We start from the raw sequence: 18,725 nt of genomic DNA, 5'->3' as shown, positions 1-18,725 counted from the left end.
TGTGTCTTCGAAGGCTGTGGTCGGCCGCCCGGCGGTGGACCCCGTGGGTAGTGGTCGCACCACGGCGGTACGTGGGGCGGGGGGCGGGGTGGGGAGCGTTCGACTTCGAGGCGTGGACCGACCGGTACGAGTGGCGGGAGGACGAGTGGAACGGCTGGTTCGACGTCGCGCAGTCCCCGGCGCAGACGAGAACCACGGAGACCGGCGACTGCGAGGACTACGCGCTCGTCGCGGCGTCGTGGGCGCTCGCCCGCGGGCGGACGCCCGTCGGACTGGCCGTCTGCTTCACCTCGTGGCTCCCGGTGCCGAGACACGCCATCGCGTACGACCGCGACCGGGTGTACTCGAGCGGCGAGATGCGCGAAGAGCGCGTCGACGACTACCTCGTCCGGACGGAGTACACGTGGGCGCTCCGGCGGCGACTGGCCTGAGCGAGGGGCGTGCCACGGAACATTCAACTCGTTGACGGGCCAAGTCGGAGGTATGTACCGGGTCCTGTTCCCCGAAGGACAACTGGAGTGCGCCCACTACGAGCGGACCGAGTACGGTATCGACCTCTACGACGAGGACGACGAAACCGTCGCGTTCATCCCCTACTCGAACCTCCACGCCGTCATCGACGAGGCGGGGTTCGACGACGACGAGACGGAGCCGTCGGTCGTCTGAGTCGCCGCGCGGATGGCTGCGATTCGCACGGGGGTTACTTGTCCCTCGTGACACTGTCGTCTGTATGGAACAGTCCGACCCGAGAGACGACGGCGGGGCCTCCGCGGCCGACGCGTTCGCCGTCCTCGGGAACGAGACGCGAGTCGAGACGCTGGTAGCGCTGTGGCGCGCGAGCGACCCCGTCCCGTTCGCCACCCTCAGACGGGACGCCGCCCCCGACGACACGGGGAACTTCAGCTACCACCTCGGCAAACTCGCCGACCACTTCGTCGAGAAGACAGACGACGGGTACGTCCTGCGGTTCGCCGGCGAACAGGTCGTCCGGGCGGTGCTCGCCGGGACCATCACCGAACGGCGCTCGCTCCCCACGGACGAACTCGACGAACACTGCGTGTACTGTGGCGGGGCCGTGGAGATGGCCTACGAAGACGAACACATCTCCGTCCGGTGCGCCGCGTGTGAGGGAGTCGTCGGGCGGGAGTTCCCGCCGGGGACGTACATGCACTACGGGTTCCCGCCGGCGGGACTGGCCGGCCGGACTCGCGAGGAAGCGGTCGACGCCGCTCACGTCCTCTACGACTCGAAGATATCGCCGATGATGAAAGGCGTCTGTCCCGAGTGTGCGGGACAGGTGCACCTGTCGTACGACGTCTGCGCGGACCACCACGCTGGGGAGAGAACGTTGTGTCCGCAGTGCGACACCCGCTACGAGGTGTGGGCCGTCTACGAGTGTGACCACTGCAAGTACCGGCGCGCCTCCGCGATGTGGTTCGCCGCGCTCAACCACCCGGCCGTCATCGCGTTCTACCACGAACACGGCCTCGACGAGACCATCCCGTTCCGCAAACTCACAGGCGAGAACGCCCGGTTCGTTCGCGACATCACTCAGGATGTGGTCGACACCGACCCGTACAGGTTCGAGGTGCGTATCCCGGTCGACGGGGAGGCAATCGTCGTCGAACTCGACGCCGCTCTCGACGTGCTGTCGGTCGAACACGCGTGAACCTCCCCGTCGCTCCGCGAAGTGGTTGGATAGCGTACAGTAATTCGGTACGGCGAGTGTTTTTCTCTTCCACGCGACTCTCACGGAACGGGGGAGAGGGCGTCGACGGTCGGAGGGGAGACGAACGCGGCGGTGAGATGGAGGGGAAACGAGGGGAGAGAGCGGAGGTGGCGGCCGAGAGCGCCGCACGTCCGTGAGGGGAACAGCGTTTAGTCGGCCGGTCGTCGTCCACGGGACATGGGACACGACTGGCGAAAGATTCCCGGCGAGGAGACGGGGTTCGACTGTTACCGCCTCGACGTCTGGGGACCGGCGGGGATACACCGCATCACGTTCTTCCGTGAGAACGACGACGGGTTACTGGAGGTGACGGCACAGGTCGACGACGTCCGTACCGCACACGCGTCCGAGGAGGGGAACGTCACTCGAACGATGCGCGAAATCGTCGAGGCGGAAGGGTTCGAACTGGCCGAGTGACTCCGGGACGCGAGAACACGTCGAGAGAAGTAGTCCCACCAGGATTCGAACCTGGGTCGTTGCCCCCAGAAGGCAACAGGATTGGCCACTACCCCATGGGACTGCACTCGGAAGAACGAAAGGCCGGAACAAAACGCTGTCGCTTCATTTCGGGGGTGGAATCGTCTCCCACGCTGGCGACGGCTGGACGGGCGAACGTCAGAAGAACGTGCATACACCGTCACCTACTTCAGCCCGAGATGACCACTGTCGTGCATGTACATCGGGCGATTCGTCGTCGTCGGTCCCGGCCTGGGTGCGTACCGTGTCTCGTCGCGGTCGTTCCCGAACCGGCACGTCGTCGAGCGCGACGGGACGCTGACCGTCGGTCCGACCGCTGACGCGGAGGCGACCGACAACCCGTACGTCTCGTACAACTGCCTCCGCGAGGCCGGGGACGGCGTCGTCCTCGGCAACGGGTCGCACGTCGACCCCGTCGCCGAGAAGGTCGAGATGGGCTACCCCGCGCGCGACGCGCTGGCGCTCTCGCTCCTGGCGCTCGACTTCGAGAAGGACGACTACGACACCCCCCGCGTCGCCGGCGTGGTCGGCGCCGAGACGGCAGTCGTCGGCACCGTCCGGCGCGACGCGCTCCTCGTCCGGGAGGTCGACGAACCGACGCTCGTCGCGACGTACGAGAAGAACACCCCCGAGACGTTCACGTTCGACGCGGAGACGGCCGCGGAGGCCGCCCACGAGGTGTACGACCTCGACTTCGAGCATCCGGTGTGTGCGGCGGCCGCGCGGGTGACCGAGGCGGGAGTCCAGACCGCCGTCGAGAACGGCGACGACTGATTCGACGGCCGACAGTATAAACGGCCGGCGGGCCACGTCTCGGGCATGCGCCTCGGACTAATCTCGGACGTCCACGGGAATCGGGTCGCACTGGACGCCGTCCTCGACGACATGCCAGCCGTCGACCACCTGCTCTGTGCCGGCGACGTCGTCGGCTACAATCCCTGGCCCGCCGAGTGTGTCGCGGCGGTTCGCGACCGGGACGTCCCGACGGTGATGGGGAACCACGACCGGGCAGTCGCCTCGTCGACCCCCTTCGCGTTCAACAGCATGGCACAGGCGGGCGTCGAGTACGCCCGCGAACACCTCGACGACGACGCCCTCGCGTGGCTAGCGTCGCTTCCCGACGAGCGGACGCTCTTCGACGACCGGGTGAAGGTCGTCCACGGCCACCCCGGCGACCCCGACCGGTACACCTACCCCGCCGACTTCGCGCCGGGGATGCTCGGCGGCGAGGACCTGCTCGTGTTAGGGCACACGCACGTCCAGCACCACGCCGTCTTCGAGGAGGGGGTGCTCGTCAACCCGGGGAGCGTCGGCCAGCCACGCGACGGCGACCCCGACGCCGCCTACGCCGTGGTCGACCTAGACGACAGGACGGTCGAAGAACACCGGGTGACGTACGACGTCGACCGGGTCGTGGCCGCCATCGAGGAGGCGGGGCTCCCGGCGCGGCTGGGACAGCGCCTGTACGAGGGGCGGTAGCTGGAACGGTCGAGTCGCGAAGTGGAACGGTCGAGTCGCGAAGTAGAGTCGGGAACGAGGAGAGCGGTCAGCCCTGGAACTCTTCTTGGATGATGCGGAGGGTGTCCTCGCGGTCGTCCCAGGCGACGAAGATGGCGACGGACGTCGCACTGGTGATGAGGTCGTGGATGTTGATGCCGCCGTCGGAGATGGGCTGGACGATGTCGAGGATGATGCCCGGTCGGTTCGGGAGTTCGCCGCCCGTGACGCGGACGACGGCGATGTCGTCCTCCACAGTCACAGAAGAGAGCGTCTCGTCGGAGACGACCCGTTCGTGGAGGACCGTCTCGGCGAGTTCGGCGTCGTCCTCGCCCACGTAGAACGTGATTGAGTCCATCCCGCTGGCGACGGAGTCGATGTTGACGTCGGCCTCGCGGAGCGCCTGTGCGAGTTCGGCGAGGATGCCCGGACGGTTACGGATAGCCCGCCCGGCGATGGTGATGCACGCCAGCGGGTCGTCCTCCATGTCGATGAGGTTCTGGAACTCGCCCTCGATGAGCGTCCCGCCCGTCAACAGGTCGCCGTGCTGGTAGTGAACGACGCGGACGTTGAGGTCGGCGTCCTTGTACGACAGCGCCGAGGGCGCGACCACTTCGGCCCCGCGGAACGAGAGGTTCCGGAGTTCGTCGACGGTGATGCGCCCGACGTTCCGCGCCCCTTCGACGACGTGGGGGTCGCCCGTCATGACGCCCTCGACGTCGGTGACGATGACCACCTCGTCGGCGTCCATGTACTTGCCCATCATGACGGCAGTCGTGTCGGAGCCACCCCGTCCGAGGGTGGTGACGGTGCCGTCGATGGTCTGTGCGAGGAAGCCGGTGATGACGGGCACGACGTCGTCGAGTTCGGCGGCGAGTTTCGCAGCGCGCTCCGTCGTCTCCGCGACGTCGACTTCGCCGTACTCGTCGGTGATGACCGGCCACTCGTCGCTGCCGGGTTCGAGGAACTTCGCCTCGACGCCGCGGGCGGAGAGGGCCGCCTTCAGCATCCGGACAGAGGTGCGCTCGCCCATCGAGACGATTTCCGCGCGGTCGCGGTCGTCGGCGTCGAACCTGATCTCGTCGAGGAGGTCGTCGGTCGTCGACCCCATGGCGCTGGCCACGACGGCGATCTCGTGTCCCTGTTCGACGGCCGCCGCGACGGAGTCCGCGGCCCGGTTGATCCGGTCGCCGCTCCCGAGGGAGGTACCCCCGAACTTCGCGACTACGCGCACGGTCGGGCCTCCATCGGTCGCTGCGGCGGACGGTCGGGAAGACGCTGGTCAAACATGGCGGCGACTAACACAGGGTTCGGTATAACTGTGTCCAAATCGGTGGCTGCGGCCGGGCGAACGACCCCGAACCGGTCGCGGTGTGTCCCGGTTCGTATTCCACCACCAACGTTTATGAAAGACCGTCAGCGAACTAGTACCAGACCGATGAGTCACGAACGCGGTTCAGTCCCGGCACCGAAAGGTGGTCGAGAGTCAGACGTCGCACCGCTGTCCCGGCTTCTTGGTCGCCTGCGCGACCACTTCACGACGTGGCCGCGGCGCTACGTCGAGATGCGCGTCGGTGACGGGCGGCCCTGATCGAGTTCGTCGAACCGACCGAATCGCTCGGAGAACACCGTTCGGAGGCGACGCAGCGCGCGGTTGCACCTCACTCCTCGGCGCGAACCGTGAGCACCGGCACCGGCGAGTTCCGGACGACGCGTTCGGTGACGCTCCCGATGAGGTAGTGGTCGAGCCCCGTCCGTCCGTGCGTCCCCATCACGACCAGGTCGGCGTCGGCCTCCTCGACGGCCGCGAGGACCTCCGTCTTCGGAATCCCCTCGCGGATGGCCCGTTCGGTCGGAACGTCGTCCGGGAGCGCGTCGACGGCGGCGTCGATGGCGGCCTCCGCACGCTCGTGTTCCGCCTGCTCCCAGGCGTCGGCCGCGAGGCCGGCGGTGGGGCTCTCGAACCGGTTCCGCGTGTCGGCGACGGAGAGGACGTAGACCGTCGCGTCGGAGAGCGCCGCGACCCGACCGGCCTCCTCGACGGCGGCCAGCGTCGCCTCGCTCCCGTCGGTCGGGAGGAGGATTCGGTCGTAGCCGTCCCCGGACATCTCAGAGGACACCTCCCAGCGCCATGAGGAACAGCGCGACGGAGATGACGGCGAAGAGGCCGCCGACGAAGTTCTTGATCGTGTCCGTCTCCAGCGCGTTCGACACGTAGGGTGCGATCTGCCCGCCGACGACGGTGGCGGGGACGGTGAAGACGACCATGTTCCACGGCGTCGTCGCGAGGCTGAGCGAGTGCCCGCCGACGAGACCGCCGCCGAAGACGTGGACGAGCGACGCCAGGATGGCGGTGAGCGCGACGACGATGTGGTTCGTACCGATGGCGACTCTGACGGGGACCTTCGTCCCGAGCATCGAGACGATGCCGAGTTCACCGACGCCGAAGCCGGCCAGTCCCTGGAACGTGCCGCCGATGCTGTAGTTGCCGAACCGCCGCAGGTAGCCCGAGCGGGTGTACGAGTAGTCGTCGCCGCTGCGGTCGACCCGCGTGACGGTCCCGTCGTCGTCGGTGCGGACGCCCGCCGGGCCGAGTTTGCCGGGGTCGTCCGGGAGGTCGACCGTGCCACCGTCGGCGGCCGTCGTCGAGTCGGCGGCCGACTCGTCGTGGTCGCCGTGTCCCAGGTCGGCCGTGAACAGCAGGTACGACGCCGCGAGGAGTGCGACGCCGAGCAGCGAGTGGAACAGCACCTCGGGGATGACGAACGAGAGCAGGGCACCGCCGACGACGAACGGCACCGCGCCGGCGACGAGCGACAGCGCGAGTCGACGGTCGACGAGGCCGTACTGGACGAACGCCACCGCCGAACTCGACAGCCCGAACGCTTCGCTGATGAGCCCCACCTTGACGATGGTCTGTGGCGTCAGTGGCTGGGCGAACAGCGGGAAGATGAAGATGAGGAACGGGACGAACAGCGCCGAACCGCTGATGCCGACGGTGTTGACGATGGTCGCTCCCAGCATGAACACCGGGAGGAGCCACCAGAACTCGAGCCAGTAGTCGAGGCCGGCGTCCGCGGGCGTCGGCGCCGCGAAGTAGACGGAGGTGACGAACAGCACGGGCGCGATGAGGACGAACACGTGCTGGTACTTCAGGAACGACTTCTGGACACGGGTGTACGAGGTGTCAGACATTGGCGTTGTGTACGGTCAGTTGTCGGCGAGAGTGACAGTCGTGAGACGCAGTGACGACGCGACGACGGAAGCGACTGGAGTGGGGACCGCGGATGCAGACGCGTGAGAACGGTGGGTGCTCGGGGTGGTCGGTACGGACGGGGCCCGGAACATGTTCAGGTGATCCCTCCCGTCGCCGGCGTGAAGTGACGGTGAGCGCTAGTGCCTCCGCTCGTGGCAGCTCGAATCATCGTGGCGCCTCGTATGGAGTCGGTGTTTGAAAAGCTTGAGATTCCCCGACGGCGTGCGAACTAGAACCACGAAAGGGGATGGGAGGTCTACCGAAGACGGCGGGTCGCTCCCGGTCCACAGGGTCCGCGTCTCAGTGGCGACTCCCGGTCGTCGCCCGGCGGAGCAGGTCCCGTTCGAGCGCGTACGTCAGGCGGTCGAGGGCCTCGTCGACTCGGAGCCACGCGAGTTCGTCCACCTCGTCGTCCGGTCGGCCCCGGTCGGCGACCGCGTGCATCCGCCAGACGAACACCGACTTCGGTCCGGCGGCCACCTCGTACTGGTAGCGTCCGGCGAACCCCTCGCGCCGCACCGCGAAGCCGGTCTCCTCTTCGACCTCTCGCACCGCAGTCTCGGGGAGGAGTTCGCCCGGTTCGAGTTTCCCCTTCGGGAGGCTCCAGTCGTCGTACCGGGGACGGTGGACGACCGCGAGTCGGGGCTCGTCTCGTCCCGCCGCGTCGGTACGCCACAGCAACCCGCCCGCCGCGAAGACCATCGGTGTCGCCGTCGAGGAGGACTGAGACGAGGACGAGGACGACGCTGGCGGTGACTCGTCGCGTCCGGGCACGGGTCAGAACTCCGGGTCGAGTTCGGGTGCGACGCCGTCGTCCTCGCGGTCCAGGTCGTACTCACGTCGCAACTCCCGGATCCGGTCGCGGATGTCCGCGGCGAGTTCGAACTCGAGGTTGCTCGCGGCCTCGTCCATGCGTTCTTCGAGCTCCTCGATCTGTGCCCGGGCCTCGTCGGAGTCGGCCGGCGTCTCCCGGGAGACGCCGCCAGTGTCCGTCTTCGAGCCGGGCAGGTTCGTCTCGCCGACCGCCTTCTGGATCGTCTCGGGCGTGTAGCCGTGTTCCTCGTTGAACGCCTGTTGTATCTCGCGGCGACGCCGCGTCTCCTCGATGGCCGACTCCATCGCGTTCGACGGGGAGTCGGCGTAGAGGACGACGGTCCCGTTGACGTTCCTCGCCGCGCGGCCCATCGTCTGGATCAGCGTCGCCTCCGAGCGGAGGAAGCCCTCCTGGTCGGCGTCGAGGATGGCAACCAGTGAGACTTCGGGGATGTCCAGGCCCTCGCGGAGGAGGTTGATGCCGACGAGGACGTCGATTTCGCCCAGTCTGAGCGAGCGGATGATCTCGTGACGCTCCAGGGTGTCGGTCTCGTCGTGCATGTACTCGACGTCGACGCCCGACTCCTCGAGGTACTCGGTGAGGTCCTCGGCCATCCGTTTCGTGAGCGTGGTGACGAGCGCCCGTTCGTCGTCCGGGAGCGCCGACACCCGCTCCAGGAGGTCGTCGACCTGTCCCGTCGCGGGCGCGATTTCGACCGCGGGGTCGACCAGGTGGGTGGGACGGACGATCTGTTCGGCGACCTGTTCTGAGTGCTCGCGTTCGTAGTCGCCGGGCGTCGCGGAGACGTACAGCGTCTTGGCCGTCTTCTCCTCGAACTCCTCGAACGTCAGCGGGCGGTTGTCGTACGCCGTCGGGAGCCTGAAGCCGTTCTCGACGAGCGAGTCCTTCCGCGACTTGTCGCCCGCGAACTGCCCCTTGATCTGCGGGAGGGTCTGGTGGGACTCGTCGACGACGGTGAGAAAGTCGTCGGGGAAGTAGTCCAGCAGGGTGTACGGCGGGTCGCCCGACTCGCGGTCCGAGAGGTGGACGGAGTAGTTCTCGATGCCGGAGCAGTAGCCCGTCTCCTGGAGCATCTCGATGTCGAACGTGGTCCGTTCCTCGATGCGCTGGGCGGCGACGAGGTCACCCTGTCGCTCGAAGTACCGCACTCGTTCGTCCATCAGTTGTTCGATCTCGTCGATGGCCTGCTCCAGCGTCTGTTCGGGGATGGAGTAGTGCTCTGCGGGGTGGACTAGCACCGCCGGTTCCGCGGAGACCACCTCGCCGGTGAGGGGGTCGAGTTTCGCCATGCGGTCTACCTCGTCGCCCCAGAACTCGACGCGGACCGCGTGACGGCCGTACATCGGGAACACCTCGACGGTGTCGCCTCTTACTCGAAAGGTGCCCTGCTGGAAGTCGACGTCGTTGCGCTCGTAGTTGAGGTCCACCAGCCGTCGGAGCAGGTCGTCACGGTCGAGTTCGTCCCCCACTTCCAGTCGGAGCGCCATGTCCTCGTACGTGCGGGGGTCACCGAGGCCGTAGATGGCCGACACCGAGGCGACGACGATGACGTCGTCGCGGGTGAGGAGTGACCGCGTCGCCGAGTGGCGCAGGCGGTCTATCTCCTCGTTTATCGACATGTCCTTGTCGATGTACGTGTCCGTCTGCTCGATGTACGCCTCGGGCTGGTAGTAGTCGTAGTACGAGACGAAGTACTCGACGGCGTTGTCCGGGAACAGGTTCCGAAACTCCTCGTACAGCTGGGCGGCGAGCGTCTTGTTGTGGGCGATGACGAGCGTGGGTTTCTGTATCTCCTCGACCACCCACGAGACGGTGTTGGTCTTGCCGGAGCCGGTGACGCCGAGCAGGGTCTGTCGCTGCATCCCCGCTTCGAACCCGCGAGCGAGCGTCTCGATGGCGTCCGGCTGGTCGCCCGCAGGCTCGAACGGCGCGTCGACGCGGAACGGCACGTCGGCCTCGGGGCGGTCCACGGAGAGCGGGCTGTCTGTCACGTCGAGCGGTAGGGGACGGACGCACTTGGCTCGCTCGGCCGTCGCCGCGGCGTCACAGGTGCCGGCGACCCGTCCCGCGGGGCCAACGGTTTTGCTCCCCGATGGAGTACGACCAGCCATGTCACGTCCAGCACTCGAGGCCGCGAGCGAGGAGTTACGGAAGGCGAGCGAACTGGCCGAGGGCGACTTACAGCAGCGACTGTACGACCACTCGAACCAGGTCGCGACGCTCGCCTCGCGAGAGGAGGGACCCGACCACGGCCGCCTGGACCGGCACATGAACACGCTGTACGAAATCGCCGGCGAGACCGACGGGGCCCTCCACGACCACGTCGTCGCGGCCCGGGACAAGCTCAAAGAGTACCGGGAAGGCGTCGCGGGCGTCTGAGGCGTCGGCCGGTCGTCGGAGACGGACGTCGCCTCCCGCGTGCCGCCCCCGGCGCCCCGGGCGGCCGTCGGTTTGCGTGTTCGCCCGCGGCGGGGAAACCCCTTTATTTCGTGTGGAACGTCTGATGCACTCCCACCCCGTCGGAGCGGGAGCGGAGCGATCAAATGCGCGCTTCGTCCGTTCTCGTCGGTGATTTCTCGCAGAGAGTGACGGACGGCGGCTCGCGAGAGCCGCGAGGAACCGGACCCGTGTGTCCGCGACGGTTCCAGTAGAAACGAAGGGGGTCGGCGTGCGGTGCCGCCCGGGTCAGCAGACGTTCTTCGGCTTGATACCCATCGACTCCAGCGTCTCCACGTAGTCGGCGTACGCCGCCTCGACGACGTCGTCGGCGCCGGTGCGGGCGTCCGCCCACGCGTCGTCGTCCGTACAGACCTCGTCGAGGACGGACCGGGCCGTCTCCTGTCGCTCCTGCACCTCGCTCTTGCGCTCGCGGAAGGTGTTCGCCGTCGACGGGTCCGCGTCGCCGACGAAGAAGCCGACCATCTGTGCGAGCGTCTTCTCCGCGACGAGCGTCCACGCGAGGAAGCCGCCTGCGCGGGCGGCCGTCCCGTCGAGCGAGTCGAGCGCCTCGTACGCGGGCGACGGCTCCGACTCGCCGTCACCGCCGTGGGCCGCGGCGAACGCGGCGGCGTCGGCGAACGCGTCCGCGGCCGTCTCGTTCGCCTCGCTGTCGACCCACGCCTCGAACGTCTCGCGCGCGGCGCTCACCTCGGCGGCCCACGCGGCCTCGACGGCGTCGCCTTCCATCTCGCCGCCGGTGAGCGCGTACACCCACTTCGAGGAACCCAGTCGCGACAGCGGCGTCTCGTGGGCGTCCCGAACGGCCTCGGTGAACTCCTGTGCGTCCATGCGCGGGGGTACGACGCCGTGGCGTTAGAAAGCGTCGACAGCGGGCGAGCGTCCCGGTCGTTCGGGTCGGCTCTCGTGACTCTCGGGACACACGGGTCGTGGCTCTCGAGACACACGGGTCGTGCCTCCGGTGCTCACGGCGCGTGGCCCTCGGGCGGTGTGCTCGCGCGGACCAGGTCGAGCCGGACGTCCGTGACGACGCCACGGAAGGGGTACCGGTCGTCGGTGGTGCCGCCGACGACGAGCGTCTCCGTCGGAGTGACGTCACCCGTGTAGGGCGCTTCGTCGACGACCATGCCGTCGACGACGAGTCGGACCGTCCGGCCGTCCCACAGGAGACTCACCGTGTGGGCCGCGCCGTCGTCGACTGCGGGTCCGCGGACGTCGGCCGCTCCGTCGCCGTCGCCGATGGCGCCGACGATGCGGCCGTCGACGAGGCCGACCTGGTAGCCCGCGGTCGTCGTGTACCGACTGGCGGGCGCGGTGGAGACGACGCGCTGGAACCGGGCGGGTTCGGGTGACTCCCGGCCGAGGTCCTCGACGCCCGCGAAGCGGACTGTGAGCGCCAGCCCCGTCTCCGTGGTCGGTGTCGGTCCCGCGGGGACGACGACGCGCCCGGTCCCGCCGAACGAGAGGCCGTCGTCGGTCCACGCCGGGCCGAGGACGCGGCCGTGGAAGCCGCCGACGGGGTCGAACGCGACGTCGCCCCGACCCGCGTCGAACGACCAGTGGGCGTTCGCCGAGGAGCGACCCGCGGACGGGACGAACCGGCCGTCGAGGACGTCCCGCTCGGAGACGGTGACCGCTCGGCCGTCGACGACGTAGGTGCCGGGGTACGGGACGGTGATGGCGTACCAGCCCACGTCGGTGGTCGTCGTCTCGCGGGCGTAGACGAACGACTGCTCGCCGACGGTGACGGGCAGGGAGAGCGAGACGCGCGCGCCCGGGTCGGCCCGGCCGACGACGACGGCGCCGGGGACGAGCGCGAACGCCCGGACCGAGCCGTCCGCGCTGGCGTAGACGAGTCGGTAGTGACCGGTCCCCTCGACCCCGCCGCCGCGACTCCCGAGGCGCTGGTGGAGCCGAACCCAGGTCGAGGCGGACGAAGCGGCGCCGCCGTCGGCCGTCGTGACGACGAACCCCACCCGGTCGTGGTGCCGCCAGTACTGTCGTTCCGGTGAGTCGCTGTGTGCGAACGTCGCGTAGTGCGCCTCGGCGTAGCGGTAGGAGAGTTCGGGGACGCTGTCGGCGTTCACCTCGTAGTTGAGCAGCCGATTGGTCCCGAGCGGACTGAGGACGTAGCTCCGGGGGTACGAGAGGTCGTGGTCGACGGCGTACGTGCGGATGGCCGTGGCCGCGTCGTACTCGGCGTCGGTGACGACCGACTGGTTGAGTTTGACCGCGAGCACGCCGGAACTCGTGACGACGAGGAGAGCCACGAGGACCGAGAAGGCCGTCGGGCCGTAGCGGCGGGCCGCACGGGAGACTGCCGCGAGAGCGCCGGCGCTGGCGTCAGTGTCAGTGGCAGTGGTGGCGGCGATGTCGGTGTCAGTGTCGGCGTCGGCATCAGTGGTGGCGACGGTGCCCGACGTCGGAAGGACGCCCGCGCGGCGGGCGAGTGCGACGAGCGCCACCCCCACGAAGACAGCGACGAACGGCGAGAGTTCGCCGGCGAACCGGCGCTGGACGAGCGCCGACGCGAGGAAGTACCACGCGTACGTGACGACGACGGCGCTCTCGACGTGGCGACGCCGGAGCGCCCCGACCGAGGTGGCCACGAGCGACGGGAGCGCGACGAACAACAGCAGGCCGAACAGCGAGAGCGGACCCGTGAGAGGACCGAGCGGCCCGCCGACGAGCGAGACGGTCTCGGCGATTCCGGTCCCTCGGGTTCCGTCGAGGAAGGCGGCTCCAGCGGCGAAGAGCGACCGGACGGGGGCGAACCGTTCGTCGACGGCCGCGACGGCGACGACGAGTCCGACGACGACGGGGACTGCACCCACACCGAGCGACAGTCGTGTGGAGCGGCCGACGCCGTCGACAGCGGCGAGGGCGGCGAGAGCGACGACGCTCAGCGCGACGCAGACTGCCAGCAGGGAGAGCGCGAGGACGACGCCGGCGGTCTGCCAGCCGAGGAGCGCGGAGGCGGCCGCGACGAGGAGCGCCGCGCCGACGAACGACCCCGCGGCGACGAGTCCCGCCCGGGGGTGTCGGCCGGCGGTGACGTCGAGCGCCGAGCCGAACACGACGGCCAGCGCCGCGGGGAGGACGAGCATGACGCCTGCCTCCCACGACGACACCTGGACGGCGAGGACGACGGCGAGCGCCGCGGCGAGGCCGAACCGTCGTCGCGACGAGGCGGTCCGCCAGAGCAGGAGGAGGAGCGTCGCGCCGACGACGAGCCAGAGGAAGTCCGCGGCGTGGTGGTCGGAGAACCCGAGCGCCGTTCTGACGACGTGTGCGGGCGTGAGTGCCAGCGCGACGGCGGCGACCACCCCGACGAGCCGCGACGACGAGACGAGGCGGGCGAGCACGTAGACGAGCGCGACGGTGGCGACGCCGACGACGACCGGATACCACGCGAGGACGACCGGGGCGCGCTCGACACCGCCGAGGAGGGCGACACACAGCGCGAGCGCGACGACGAGGAACGGGTCGCGCTCTTCGTACCGGAGGAGCGAACCGACGTCGCCGCCGGCGCTCGCGACGTGTCGTTCGACGACGAAGCGGTAGTAGTACGGGTCGTTGGCGAGGAGGACGACTGCGTCGTCACGGAAGACGGCACCGTAGATGTACGACCGCGCCAGCAGGGCGACCAGGAGGACGGCCGCGAGGCTCACCACGACCGGGCGGGCACGGACGTGCGAGAGCGCGACTCCGACCCGTCCGCGTGCGCCGGAGGGAATCGAAGCGGACGTGTCCTGCATCACTCGGATACACCCCCCGGTGGGGAATAAGTCGTCAGTCACTAACGTCGACAGCGACGCGATAGGGAGTGCTTACCCTGCGTCGACGTGTCGGAACGGGACCGAATCGAGTGCCTGGCAGTCAGCGCCGGTGAGACCGGACGGCGGGCGAACCGGGGATGGGCGGAGAGAACTGAATCCAGGCACGGTCGAACCGGGAGTCGGCGCGAGTGCTGGTCGGGGGCGAGAGAGGGAGTCGAGAGGGGAGCGTTCGGTGCCGTATCGGGGCTCAGGCGACGATTCCGAGTTCCTCGACGTACTCGAGGAACTCCTCGACGGAATCGAAGTCGTCGAGTTCGAGGTCTTCGAGGTCGACGCCGTCAGGGAGTTGTTCGACGATTTCGGGCGGGAGCGTCTCCGGGAGGAGCACACCGTACGTCTCGGAGTCGAAGTCGTACGTCACGCCGAAACCGTTGGGACCACAGGCCTGCTCGGCGGAGAGTCCCGTGAGGATGGTCCCCTCACCGGCCTCGATACGCTCGGCACCGGGACCGTCGAACAGGGCGAACTGTTCGAGCGTGTCGCCGGAGCCGAGGACGACGAAGTACTCACCGGGGAACGTGGTCACCCACTGGACGGTGCCGGTCGGGAGTACCCGCGGGTCGGTCGGGAACAGGTAGCGTTCGAGCGGTCGGTCGAGCGGCTGCTCACCCGGCGGGAGCACGGACTCGGGGTCGAATTCGTCGGGGTCGACGTCGAGTGAGACGGGACAGACCGCGAGGAAGTCCGGTCCGGCGACGGCGTCGCCCTCGTTCCCGGTACTGTTCAGGTTCGTGTCGATGAGCACGCCCGCGTCGGTGAACGCGGCGACGACGCCGACGCCCACGAAGGCGCTCACGAGGAGCGTCGACGCGAGGAGCGCACTGACCTGCCCGCGGCGGTCGCTCACGCGAACGCACCTCGGGGCGGATTGGGTGGACTGATAGTCATCTCCGCGGGAGAATTGTCCACGATTCAGTATAGTTACACACAACAGTCTCACGGATCCCTGAACGTTAACGCTGGACTTCGGCGAGGGACGACCGGGGCTCGCGCTCGGGGCGACCAGCCACCGAGCGACCGTGGCTCCTGCCGCCGGAACCGATAGCCTGCGGAGAGATGAAGCACGTCCTAACGACGGCGGCGGGAGACTCCCCGTCCGACGACGGGCGGGCGGGGGAAGAGATACGCCGGTGGCACCAGAACGGTGACGACGTGTCAGTCGACGATGCCCTCCGGTCCGCCGGTCGCATCCTGCGGCGACGGACCAGTTCCGTCCTCCCGTACTACGCGCTCGCCGCCGCGACGGCCGACGTGACGCGTCTCCCGCTGCTGGTCGGGCTAGCCGTCGCGTTCGTCGCTCTGGCGTCGACGGGCCGTCTCGGTCCGCTCCTCGACGAACTCGCGGCGGTGAACCCCGAACTGCTCCGGCCGGACAGTCCAACCGGCCTCCCCGCGGCGGCCGGTCAGCGCCTCGCAGACGTGCTCTTCTCGCCGTCGGTGGTCGTCCCGCTCGGTCTCGCCGTGGTCCTCGCCGTCGTCGTGAGCGTCCTCGCCAGCGGGGTGACGCGAGCGGCGGCGCTGTCGGCCGTCGACGCGGCACTCCGAGAGGACGACCCACTCGCCGCGGGCGTCGCGGGAATGCGCCGGTGGAAGACGTTCGCGGGACTCGTTCTCCTCCGGTGGGTGCTCTTCCTCGTCGCCGGGGTTCCTTTCCTGGCAGCCGTCGTCGGTGGCGTGGCGACCCTCGGGTCGGTCTCCGACCCCGCGGCACTCGACCAGGGGGCCGCCGTCGCCGTGCTGGCGACGCTCGTCGGAGCGCTCGTCACCCTCCTCGCCGTCGTCGCCGTCGTCGTGCTGCTGGCGTTCGCCGGTCCGGCCGTCGTCGTCGACGGCCGCGGCCTCGCGAGCGCCGTGCGGCGGAGCGTCGGCGTGCCGTTCGCCCACCCCGTCGGGTTCCTCGTGTACGGCGTCGTGGTCGTGGGGAGCTACGTGGCCCTCGGCGTCGCGGCGGGCCTCCTCGGAATCGCCGGCGTCGGTCGTCTGGTCACCGTCGCCTCCGCCTTCGTCGTGGCGCCGCTGCTCGACGCCGTCGCGGTGTCGTTGTACGCCGACTGGACGGACGCCGACGAGACGAGCGAGGCCGGCGAGCAGCGCGGCGCGGCGACGGAGTCGACGACGCGACGGGAGACCGGGTCGAGTGACGACCGGGTCGCGGCCGGGACGGCCGACGAGTCCGGGTTCGTGTTCGGCGAGGGGACGACGATGGAGTCCGAGACGGGGGCGGAGCGAGCGGACCGAGCAGGAGAGGCAGACGTGGAGACGACGGGAACGGAGGCGGAGAGCGCGTCACCGGCGGGAACCGGGGGCGTCGTGGCGGCCGTCCGCGGGGCGCTGACGGACGGACTGCGCGAACTGGGAACGTTCCTTCGGGAGGGGTGGGGCTACGTCGTCGTCTCGGCGGTGACGCTCCTCGCGGGAGTCGCCGGCGGGTGGACGGTGACGGCCGGGTCGGAGGTCAGAATCGACCCGCCAGCCGATCCCGGGTCGGTGTTCGGACTCGTCCCGGTCGGTCCGTTCGTCAACATCGCGGTCAACAACTGGTTCGTGGCGACCACGGCCGGGTTCTCCGGACTGTTCGGCGGGCTTCCCACCCTCGGGACGCTCCTGTTCAACGGGGTGCTCGTCGGGGCCGTCGCGGGCGTCGTCGACCCGCTGGTGTTCGCCGCGTTCGTCGGTCCGCACGGCGTCGTCGAACTGCCGGCTATCGCCGTCGCCGGCGGCGTCGGCCTCCGACTCGGCCACGTCGCGTGGGACGTGTGGCGGGGGACGCGCCCGAACGCGGCGCTCGCCGACGAACTGGAACGGACGTGGCGGCTGGTCGTCGGCCTGCTCGTCGTGTTCGTCGTCGCCGGCTTCGTCGAGGCGTTCGTCACCCCGCAGGTGGCGGCCGCGGTGCTGTAGCGCGTCCGTCGGCACGTCTCACGCGACGGACTCAGACCTCCTCGAACACGCCGCCGTCGACCTCCTTCTTCACACCCGCGTCACCGGGTCGGCACGGGTCGTTGGCCGGCCGGGTGACCTCGGTCCCCTCGCCGACCGTCACCGACCCGCTGGTCACGCCACCGGAGGCGAAGACGAACTCCTCGGCGGTCGTCGAGTATTTGAGGACCACGTAGTCGACCGGGACGGTCGTGTTGAACGACGCGGTCAGGAACTCGCCCGGTTCGCCCGGCTTGGGGTTCGAGAACGTGACGTCCACGACGTCGCTCTCGTCGACGTCCCCATCGACGACGCAGAGTGCGGCGAAACTGATCGCCCGCTGGTCACCCGGCTCCGGGGTCGGCACCTCGTCGTTCGAGTTCTCGTTCAGGTTGAAGTCGGTCGTCGTCCCGGTCTGTGTGACCACCCCGGCGAGGAGGGCGCTGAGGACGATACTCAGCGCGAGCGCGGCGGTGATGGTCGTCGACAGCTGGCCGCGACCGGTGCTCATCGGTCGCACCCGAGAGAGCGACCGGTGGGAATCTGTGGTAGGACGGAGCGTGTGCGGTACATTACCGACGAGAAGAACATCTTGTATAAATTTAAGTATGGTATTCATTACAGTCAGACAGACGTGGAGTACCGAGGGAAAATCAGGATTAACTGAACGATACTGGTCGCGAAGAATCGATTGATTGCGGAGGGGTAGTCGGTAACGGCCAGGTTGGTCGGTGGCGGGCAGATTGGTCGAGTGAGCGACGGAGCGCGACTCAGTCGCCCTTCTCGATGGGCGCGCCGACGAGGTTACCCCACTCGGTCCACGACCCGTCGTAGTTGACGGCCGAGTCGTAGCCGAGCAGTTCGTGGAGCGCGAACCAGGCGACCGAGGACCGCTCGCCGATACGGCAGTAGGCGACGACCGAGTTGTCACCCGTGATGCCTTCCTCCTCGTAGAGCGCTTCGAGTTCGTCGCGGCTCTTGAACGTCCCGTCGTCGTTCGTCACGGCGGCCCACGAGATGTTCCTCGCGCCGGGGATGTGGCCACCGCGCTGGGCGGTCTCCTGCAGTCCCGGGGGGGCGAGAATCTCGCCGGAGAACTCCTCGGGCGAGCGGACGTCGACCAGCGGGATGCCGCGGTCGATGGCCGTCTCGACGTCGTCGCGGTAGGCGCGGATGTCCTCGAACGGGCCACGGGCGGTGTACTCGACGGCCGGGAAGTCAGGGACTTCGTCCGTCGTCGGGTAGTCGTTGTCGAGCCAGTAGTCGCGGCCGCCGTCGAGCAGGCGGACGTCGTCGTGGCCGTAGTACTTGAACTGCCAGTAGGTGTAGGCGGCGAACCAGTTGGAGTTGTCGCCGTACAGCACCACGGTCGACTCGTCGGAGATGCCGTGACTGCCGAGGAGGTCGGCGAAGTCCTCCTTTGAGAGGATGTCACGGGTCGTCTGGTCCTGCAGTTGCGTCTCCCAGTTGAAGCCGATGGCGCCGGGGGCGTGCGCCTCGTCGTACGCTTCGGTGTCGACGTCGACTTCGACGAGTCGGTACTCGGGGTCGTCGCTCTGGAAGTCCTCGAGGTGGTTCGCTACCCAGTCGGCGGAGACGAGGACGTCCTTCGCGTACTCTGTGTCTGACATCGCGTACGTGTACGAAAGCCAGCCCCATAACTGCCACACCAACGGCAGAGACGGCCAGCCATCCGCCGAAGAGGCAAATCTGACG

At 68.8% G+C, this 18,725-nt stretch carries 18 protein-coding genes and 1 tRNA gene; 8 read left to right on the top strand and 11 right to left on the bottom strand.

Translation table 11 applies throughout. The features are described 5' to 3' along the window. Positions 1 to 50: 50 nt before the first annotated feature. From ACESK5_RS05085 to ACESK5_RS05070, 4 genes are all read left to right on the top strand, one after another. Complete coding sequence (locus tag ACESK5_RS05085; RefSeq protein ID WP_372910466.1) at positions 51 to 431, top strand: hypothetical protein; 381 nt, start codon at positions 51 to 53, stop codon at positions 429 to 431. A 52-nt stretch (positions 432 to 483) separates the two neighbouring features. After that, positions 484 to 666: a hypothetical protein gene (locus ACESK5_RS05080; RefSeq protein ID WP_372910465.1), complete on the top strand. Its 183-nt coding sequence runs from the start codon at positions 484 to 486 to the stop codon at positions 664 to 666. 64 nt (positions 667 to 730) lie between these two features. Next, positions 731 to 1,669, top strand: a complete 939-nt coding sequence (locus ACESK5_RS05075; protein ID WP_372910464.1) for an ArsR family transcriptional regulator — start codon at positions 731 to 733, stop codon at positions 1,667 to 1,669. A 237-nt stretch (positions 1,670 to 1,906) separates the two neighbouring features. Beyond that, entirely contained in the window at positions 1,907 to 2,146 is a 240-nt protein-coding gene (locus tag ACESK5_RS05070) for a hypothetical protein (RefSeq protein WP_372910463.1), read from the top strand. A gap of 30 nt (positions 2,147 to 2,176) precedes the next feature. On the opposite strand, the gene ACESK5_RS05065 is transcribed toward ACESK5_RS05070, so the two are convergent. Further along, positions 2,177 to 2,249 (bottom strand) — tRNA-Gln (locus ACESK5_RS05065). 152 nt (positions 2,250 to 2,401) lie between these two features. Here ACESK5_RS05065 and ACESK5_RS05060 point away from each other — a divergent pair. Continuing rightward, positions 2,402 to 2,980, top strand: coding sequence for an IMP cyclohydrolase (locus ACESK5_RS05060; RefSeq protein WP_372910462.1), 579 nt, complete (start codon positions 2,402 to 2,404; stop codon positions 2,978 to 2,980). 45 nt (positions 2,981 to 3,025) lie between these two features. Next, positions 3,026 to 3,685, top strand: a complete 660-nt coding sequence (locus ACESK5_RS05055; protein ID WP_372910461.1) for a metallophosphoesterase — start codon at positions 3,026 to 3,028, stop codon at positions 3,683 to 3,685. A gap of 67 nt (positions 3,686 to 3,752) precedes the next feature. Here the strand turns inward: ACESK5_RS05055 and ACESK5_RS05050 are convergent, their stop codons facing one another. The 5 genes from ACESK5_RS05050 to uvrB all read right to left on the bottom strand — a co-directional run bounded on the left by ACESK5_RS05050 (position 3,753) and on the right by uvrB (position 9,785). Next, positions 3,753 to 4,937, bottom strand: a complete 1,185-nt coding sequence (locus ACESK5_RS05050) for an aspartate kinase (protein ID WP_372910460.1) — start codon at positions 4,935 to 4,937, stop codon at positions 3,753 to 3,755. A gap of 427 nt (positions 4,938 to 5,364) precedes the next feature. Then, positions 5,365 to 5,811 carry a universal stress protein gene (locus ACESK5_RS05045; protein WP_372910459.1) on the bottom strand — a complete coding sequence of 149 codons (447 nt, stop codon included), beginning with the start codon at positions 5,809 to 5,811 and terminating at the stop codon, positions 5,365 to 5,367. A 1-nt stretch (position 5,812) separates the two neighbouring features. Continuing rightward, entirely contained in the window at positions 5,813 to 6,898 is a 1,086-nt protein-coding gene (locus ACESK5_RS05040; RefSeq protein ID WP_372910458.1) for a sulfite exporter TauE/SafE family protein, read from the bottom strand. A 361-nt stretch (positions 6,899 to 7,259) separates the two neighbouring features. Next, on the bottom strand, positions 7,260 to 7,661 hold the full coding sequence (locus tag ACESK5_RS05035) for an NUDIX hydrolase (RefSeq protein WP_372910457.1): 402 nt from the start codon (positions 7,659 to 7,661) through the stop codon (positions 7,260 to 7,262). 75 nt (positions 7,662 to 7,736) lie between these two features. Continuing rightward, entirely contained in the window at positions 7,737 to 9,785 is a 2,049-nt protein-coding gene (uvrB, locus tag ACESK5_RS05030) for an excinuclease ABC subunit UvrB (RefSeq protein WP_372910456.1), read from the bottom strand. A 118-nt stretch (positions 9,786 to 9,903) separates the two neighbouring features. On the opposite strand from uvrB, the gene ACESK5_RS05025 reads away from it, so the two are divergent. After that, a complete protein-coding gene (locus ACESK5_RS05025; protein WP_372910455.1) occupies positions 9,904 to 10,173 on the top strand; it encodes a hypothetical protein in 270 nt (89 codons plus the stop codon). A gap of 306 nt (positions 10,174 to 10,479) precedes the next feature. Here the strand turns inward: ACESK5_RS05025 and ACESK5_RS05020 are convergent, their stop codons facing one another. From ACESK5_RS05020 to ACESK5_RS05010, 3 genes are all read right to left on the bottom strand, one after another. Continuing rightward, positions 10,480 to 11,082 (bottom strand): transcription antitermination protein, encoded by a 603-nt coding sequence (locus ACESK5_RS05020; RefSeq protein WP_372910454.1) that lies wholly within the window; start codon positions 11,080 to 11,082, stop codon positions 10,480 to 10,482. 134 nt (positions 11,083 to 11,216) lie between these two features. Then, entirely contained in the window at positions 11,217 to 14,009 is a 2,793-nt protein-coding gene (locus ACESK5_RS05015) for an STT3 domain-containing protein (RefSeq protein ID WP_372910453.1), read from the bottom strand. Positions 14,010 to 14,277: 268 nt separating this feature from the next. Then, a complete protein-coding gene (locus ACESK5_RS05010) occupies positions 14,278 to 14,937 on the bottom strand; it encodes a hypothetical protein (protein WP_372910452.1) in 660 nt (219 codons plus the stop codon). 305 nt (positions 14,938 to 15,242) lie between these two features. Here ACESK5_RS05010 and ACESK5_RS05005 point away from each other — a divergent pair, with 305 nt between their 5' ends. Then, complete coding sequence (locus ACESK5_RS05005; protein WP_372910451.1) at positions 15,243 to 16,991, top strand: stage II sporulation protein M; 1,749 nt, start codon at positions 15,243 to 15,245, stop codon at positions 16,989 to 16,991. A 31-nt stretch (positions 16,992 to 17,022) separates the two neighbouring features. Here the strand turns inward: ACESK5_RS05005 and ACESK5_RS05000 are convergent, their stop codons facing one another. After that, positions 17,023 to 17,520, bottom strand: coding sequence for a hypothetical protein (locus ACESK5_RS05000; protein ID WP_372910450.1), 498 nt, complete (start codon positions 17,518 to 17,520; stop codon positions 17,023 to 17,025). 259 nt (positions 17,521 to 17,779) lie between these two features. Then, the gene (locus ACESK5_RS04995; protein ID WP_372910449.1) at positions 17,780 to 18,640 is read right to left on the bottom strand and encodes a sulfurtransferase; all 861 of its coding nucleotides are present in this window, start codon (positions 18,638 to 18,640) and stop codon (positions 17,780 to 17,782) included. Between the last annotated feature and the right edge of the window lie 85 nt (positions 18,641 to 18,725).

The organism is Salinigranum sp. (assembly GCF_041641895.1).
GTDB lineage: Archaea > Halobacteriota > Halobacteria > Halobacteriales > Haloferacaceae > Salinigranum.
This window is presented reverse-complemented; position numbering and strand designations above follow the sequence as displayed.

Bases quoted from the DNA above. Each gene is read 5' to 3' on its own strand.
- ACESK5_RS05060 (WP_372910462.1), top strand. From the start codon at position 2,402: ATGTACATCGGGCGATTCGTCGTCGTCGGTCCCGGCCTGGGTGCGTAC.
- ACESK5_RS05070 (WP_372910463.1), top strand. From the start codon at position 1,907: ATGGGACACGACTGGCGAAAGATTCCCGGCGAGGAGACGGGGTTCGAC.
- ACESK5_RS05040 (WP_372910458.1), bottom strand. From the start codon at position 6,898: ATGTCTGACACCTCGTACACCCGTGTCCAGAAGTCGTTCCTGAAGTAC.
- ACESK5_RS05015 (WP_372910453.1), bottom strand. From the start codon at position 14,009: ATGCAGGACACGTCCGCTTCGATTCCCTCCGGCGCACGCGGACGGGTC.
- ACESK5_RS04995 (WP_372910449.1), bottom strand. From the start codon at position 18,640: ATGTCAGACACAGAGTACGCGAAGGACGTCCTCGTCTCCGCCGACTGG.
- ACESK5_RS05045 (WP_372910459.1), bottom strand. From the start codon at position 5,811: ATGTCCGGGGACGGCTACGACCGAATCCTCCTCCCGACCGACGGGAGC.
- ACESK5_RS05020 (WP_372910454.1), bottom strand. From the start codon at position 11,082: ATGGACGCACAGGAGTTCACCGAGGCCGTTCGGGACGCCCACGAGACG.
- ACESK5_RS05025 (WP_372910455.1), top strand. From the start codon at position 9,904: ATGTCACGTCCAGCACTCGAGGCCGCGAGCGAGGAGTTACGGAAGGCG.
- ACESK5_RS05055 (WP_372910461.1), top strand. From the start codon at position 3,026: ATGCGCCTCGGACTAATCTCGGACGTCCACGGGAATCGGGTCGCACTG.
- ACESK5_RS05000 (WP_372910450.1), bottom strand. From the start codon at position 17,520: ATGAGCACCGGTCGCGGCCAGCTGTCGACGACCATCACCGCCGCGCTC.
- ACESK5_RS05075 (WP_372910464.1), top strand. From the start codon at position 731: ATGGAACAGTCCGACCCGAGAGACGACGGCGGGGCCTCCGCGGCCGAC.
- ACESK5_RS05035 (WP_372910457.1), bottom strand. From the start codon at position 7,661: ATGGTCTTCGCGGCGGGCGGGTTGCTGTGGCGTACCGACGCGGCGGGA.
- ACESK5_RS05080 (WP_372910465.1), top strand. From the start codon at position 484: ATGTACCGGGTCCTGTTCCCCGAAGGACAACTGGAGTGCGCCCACTAC.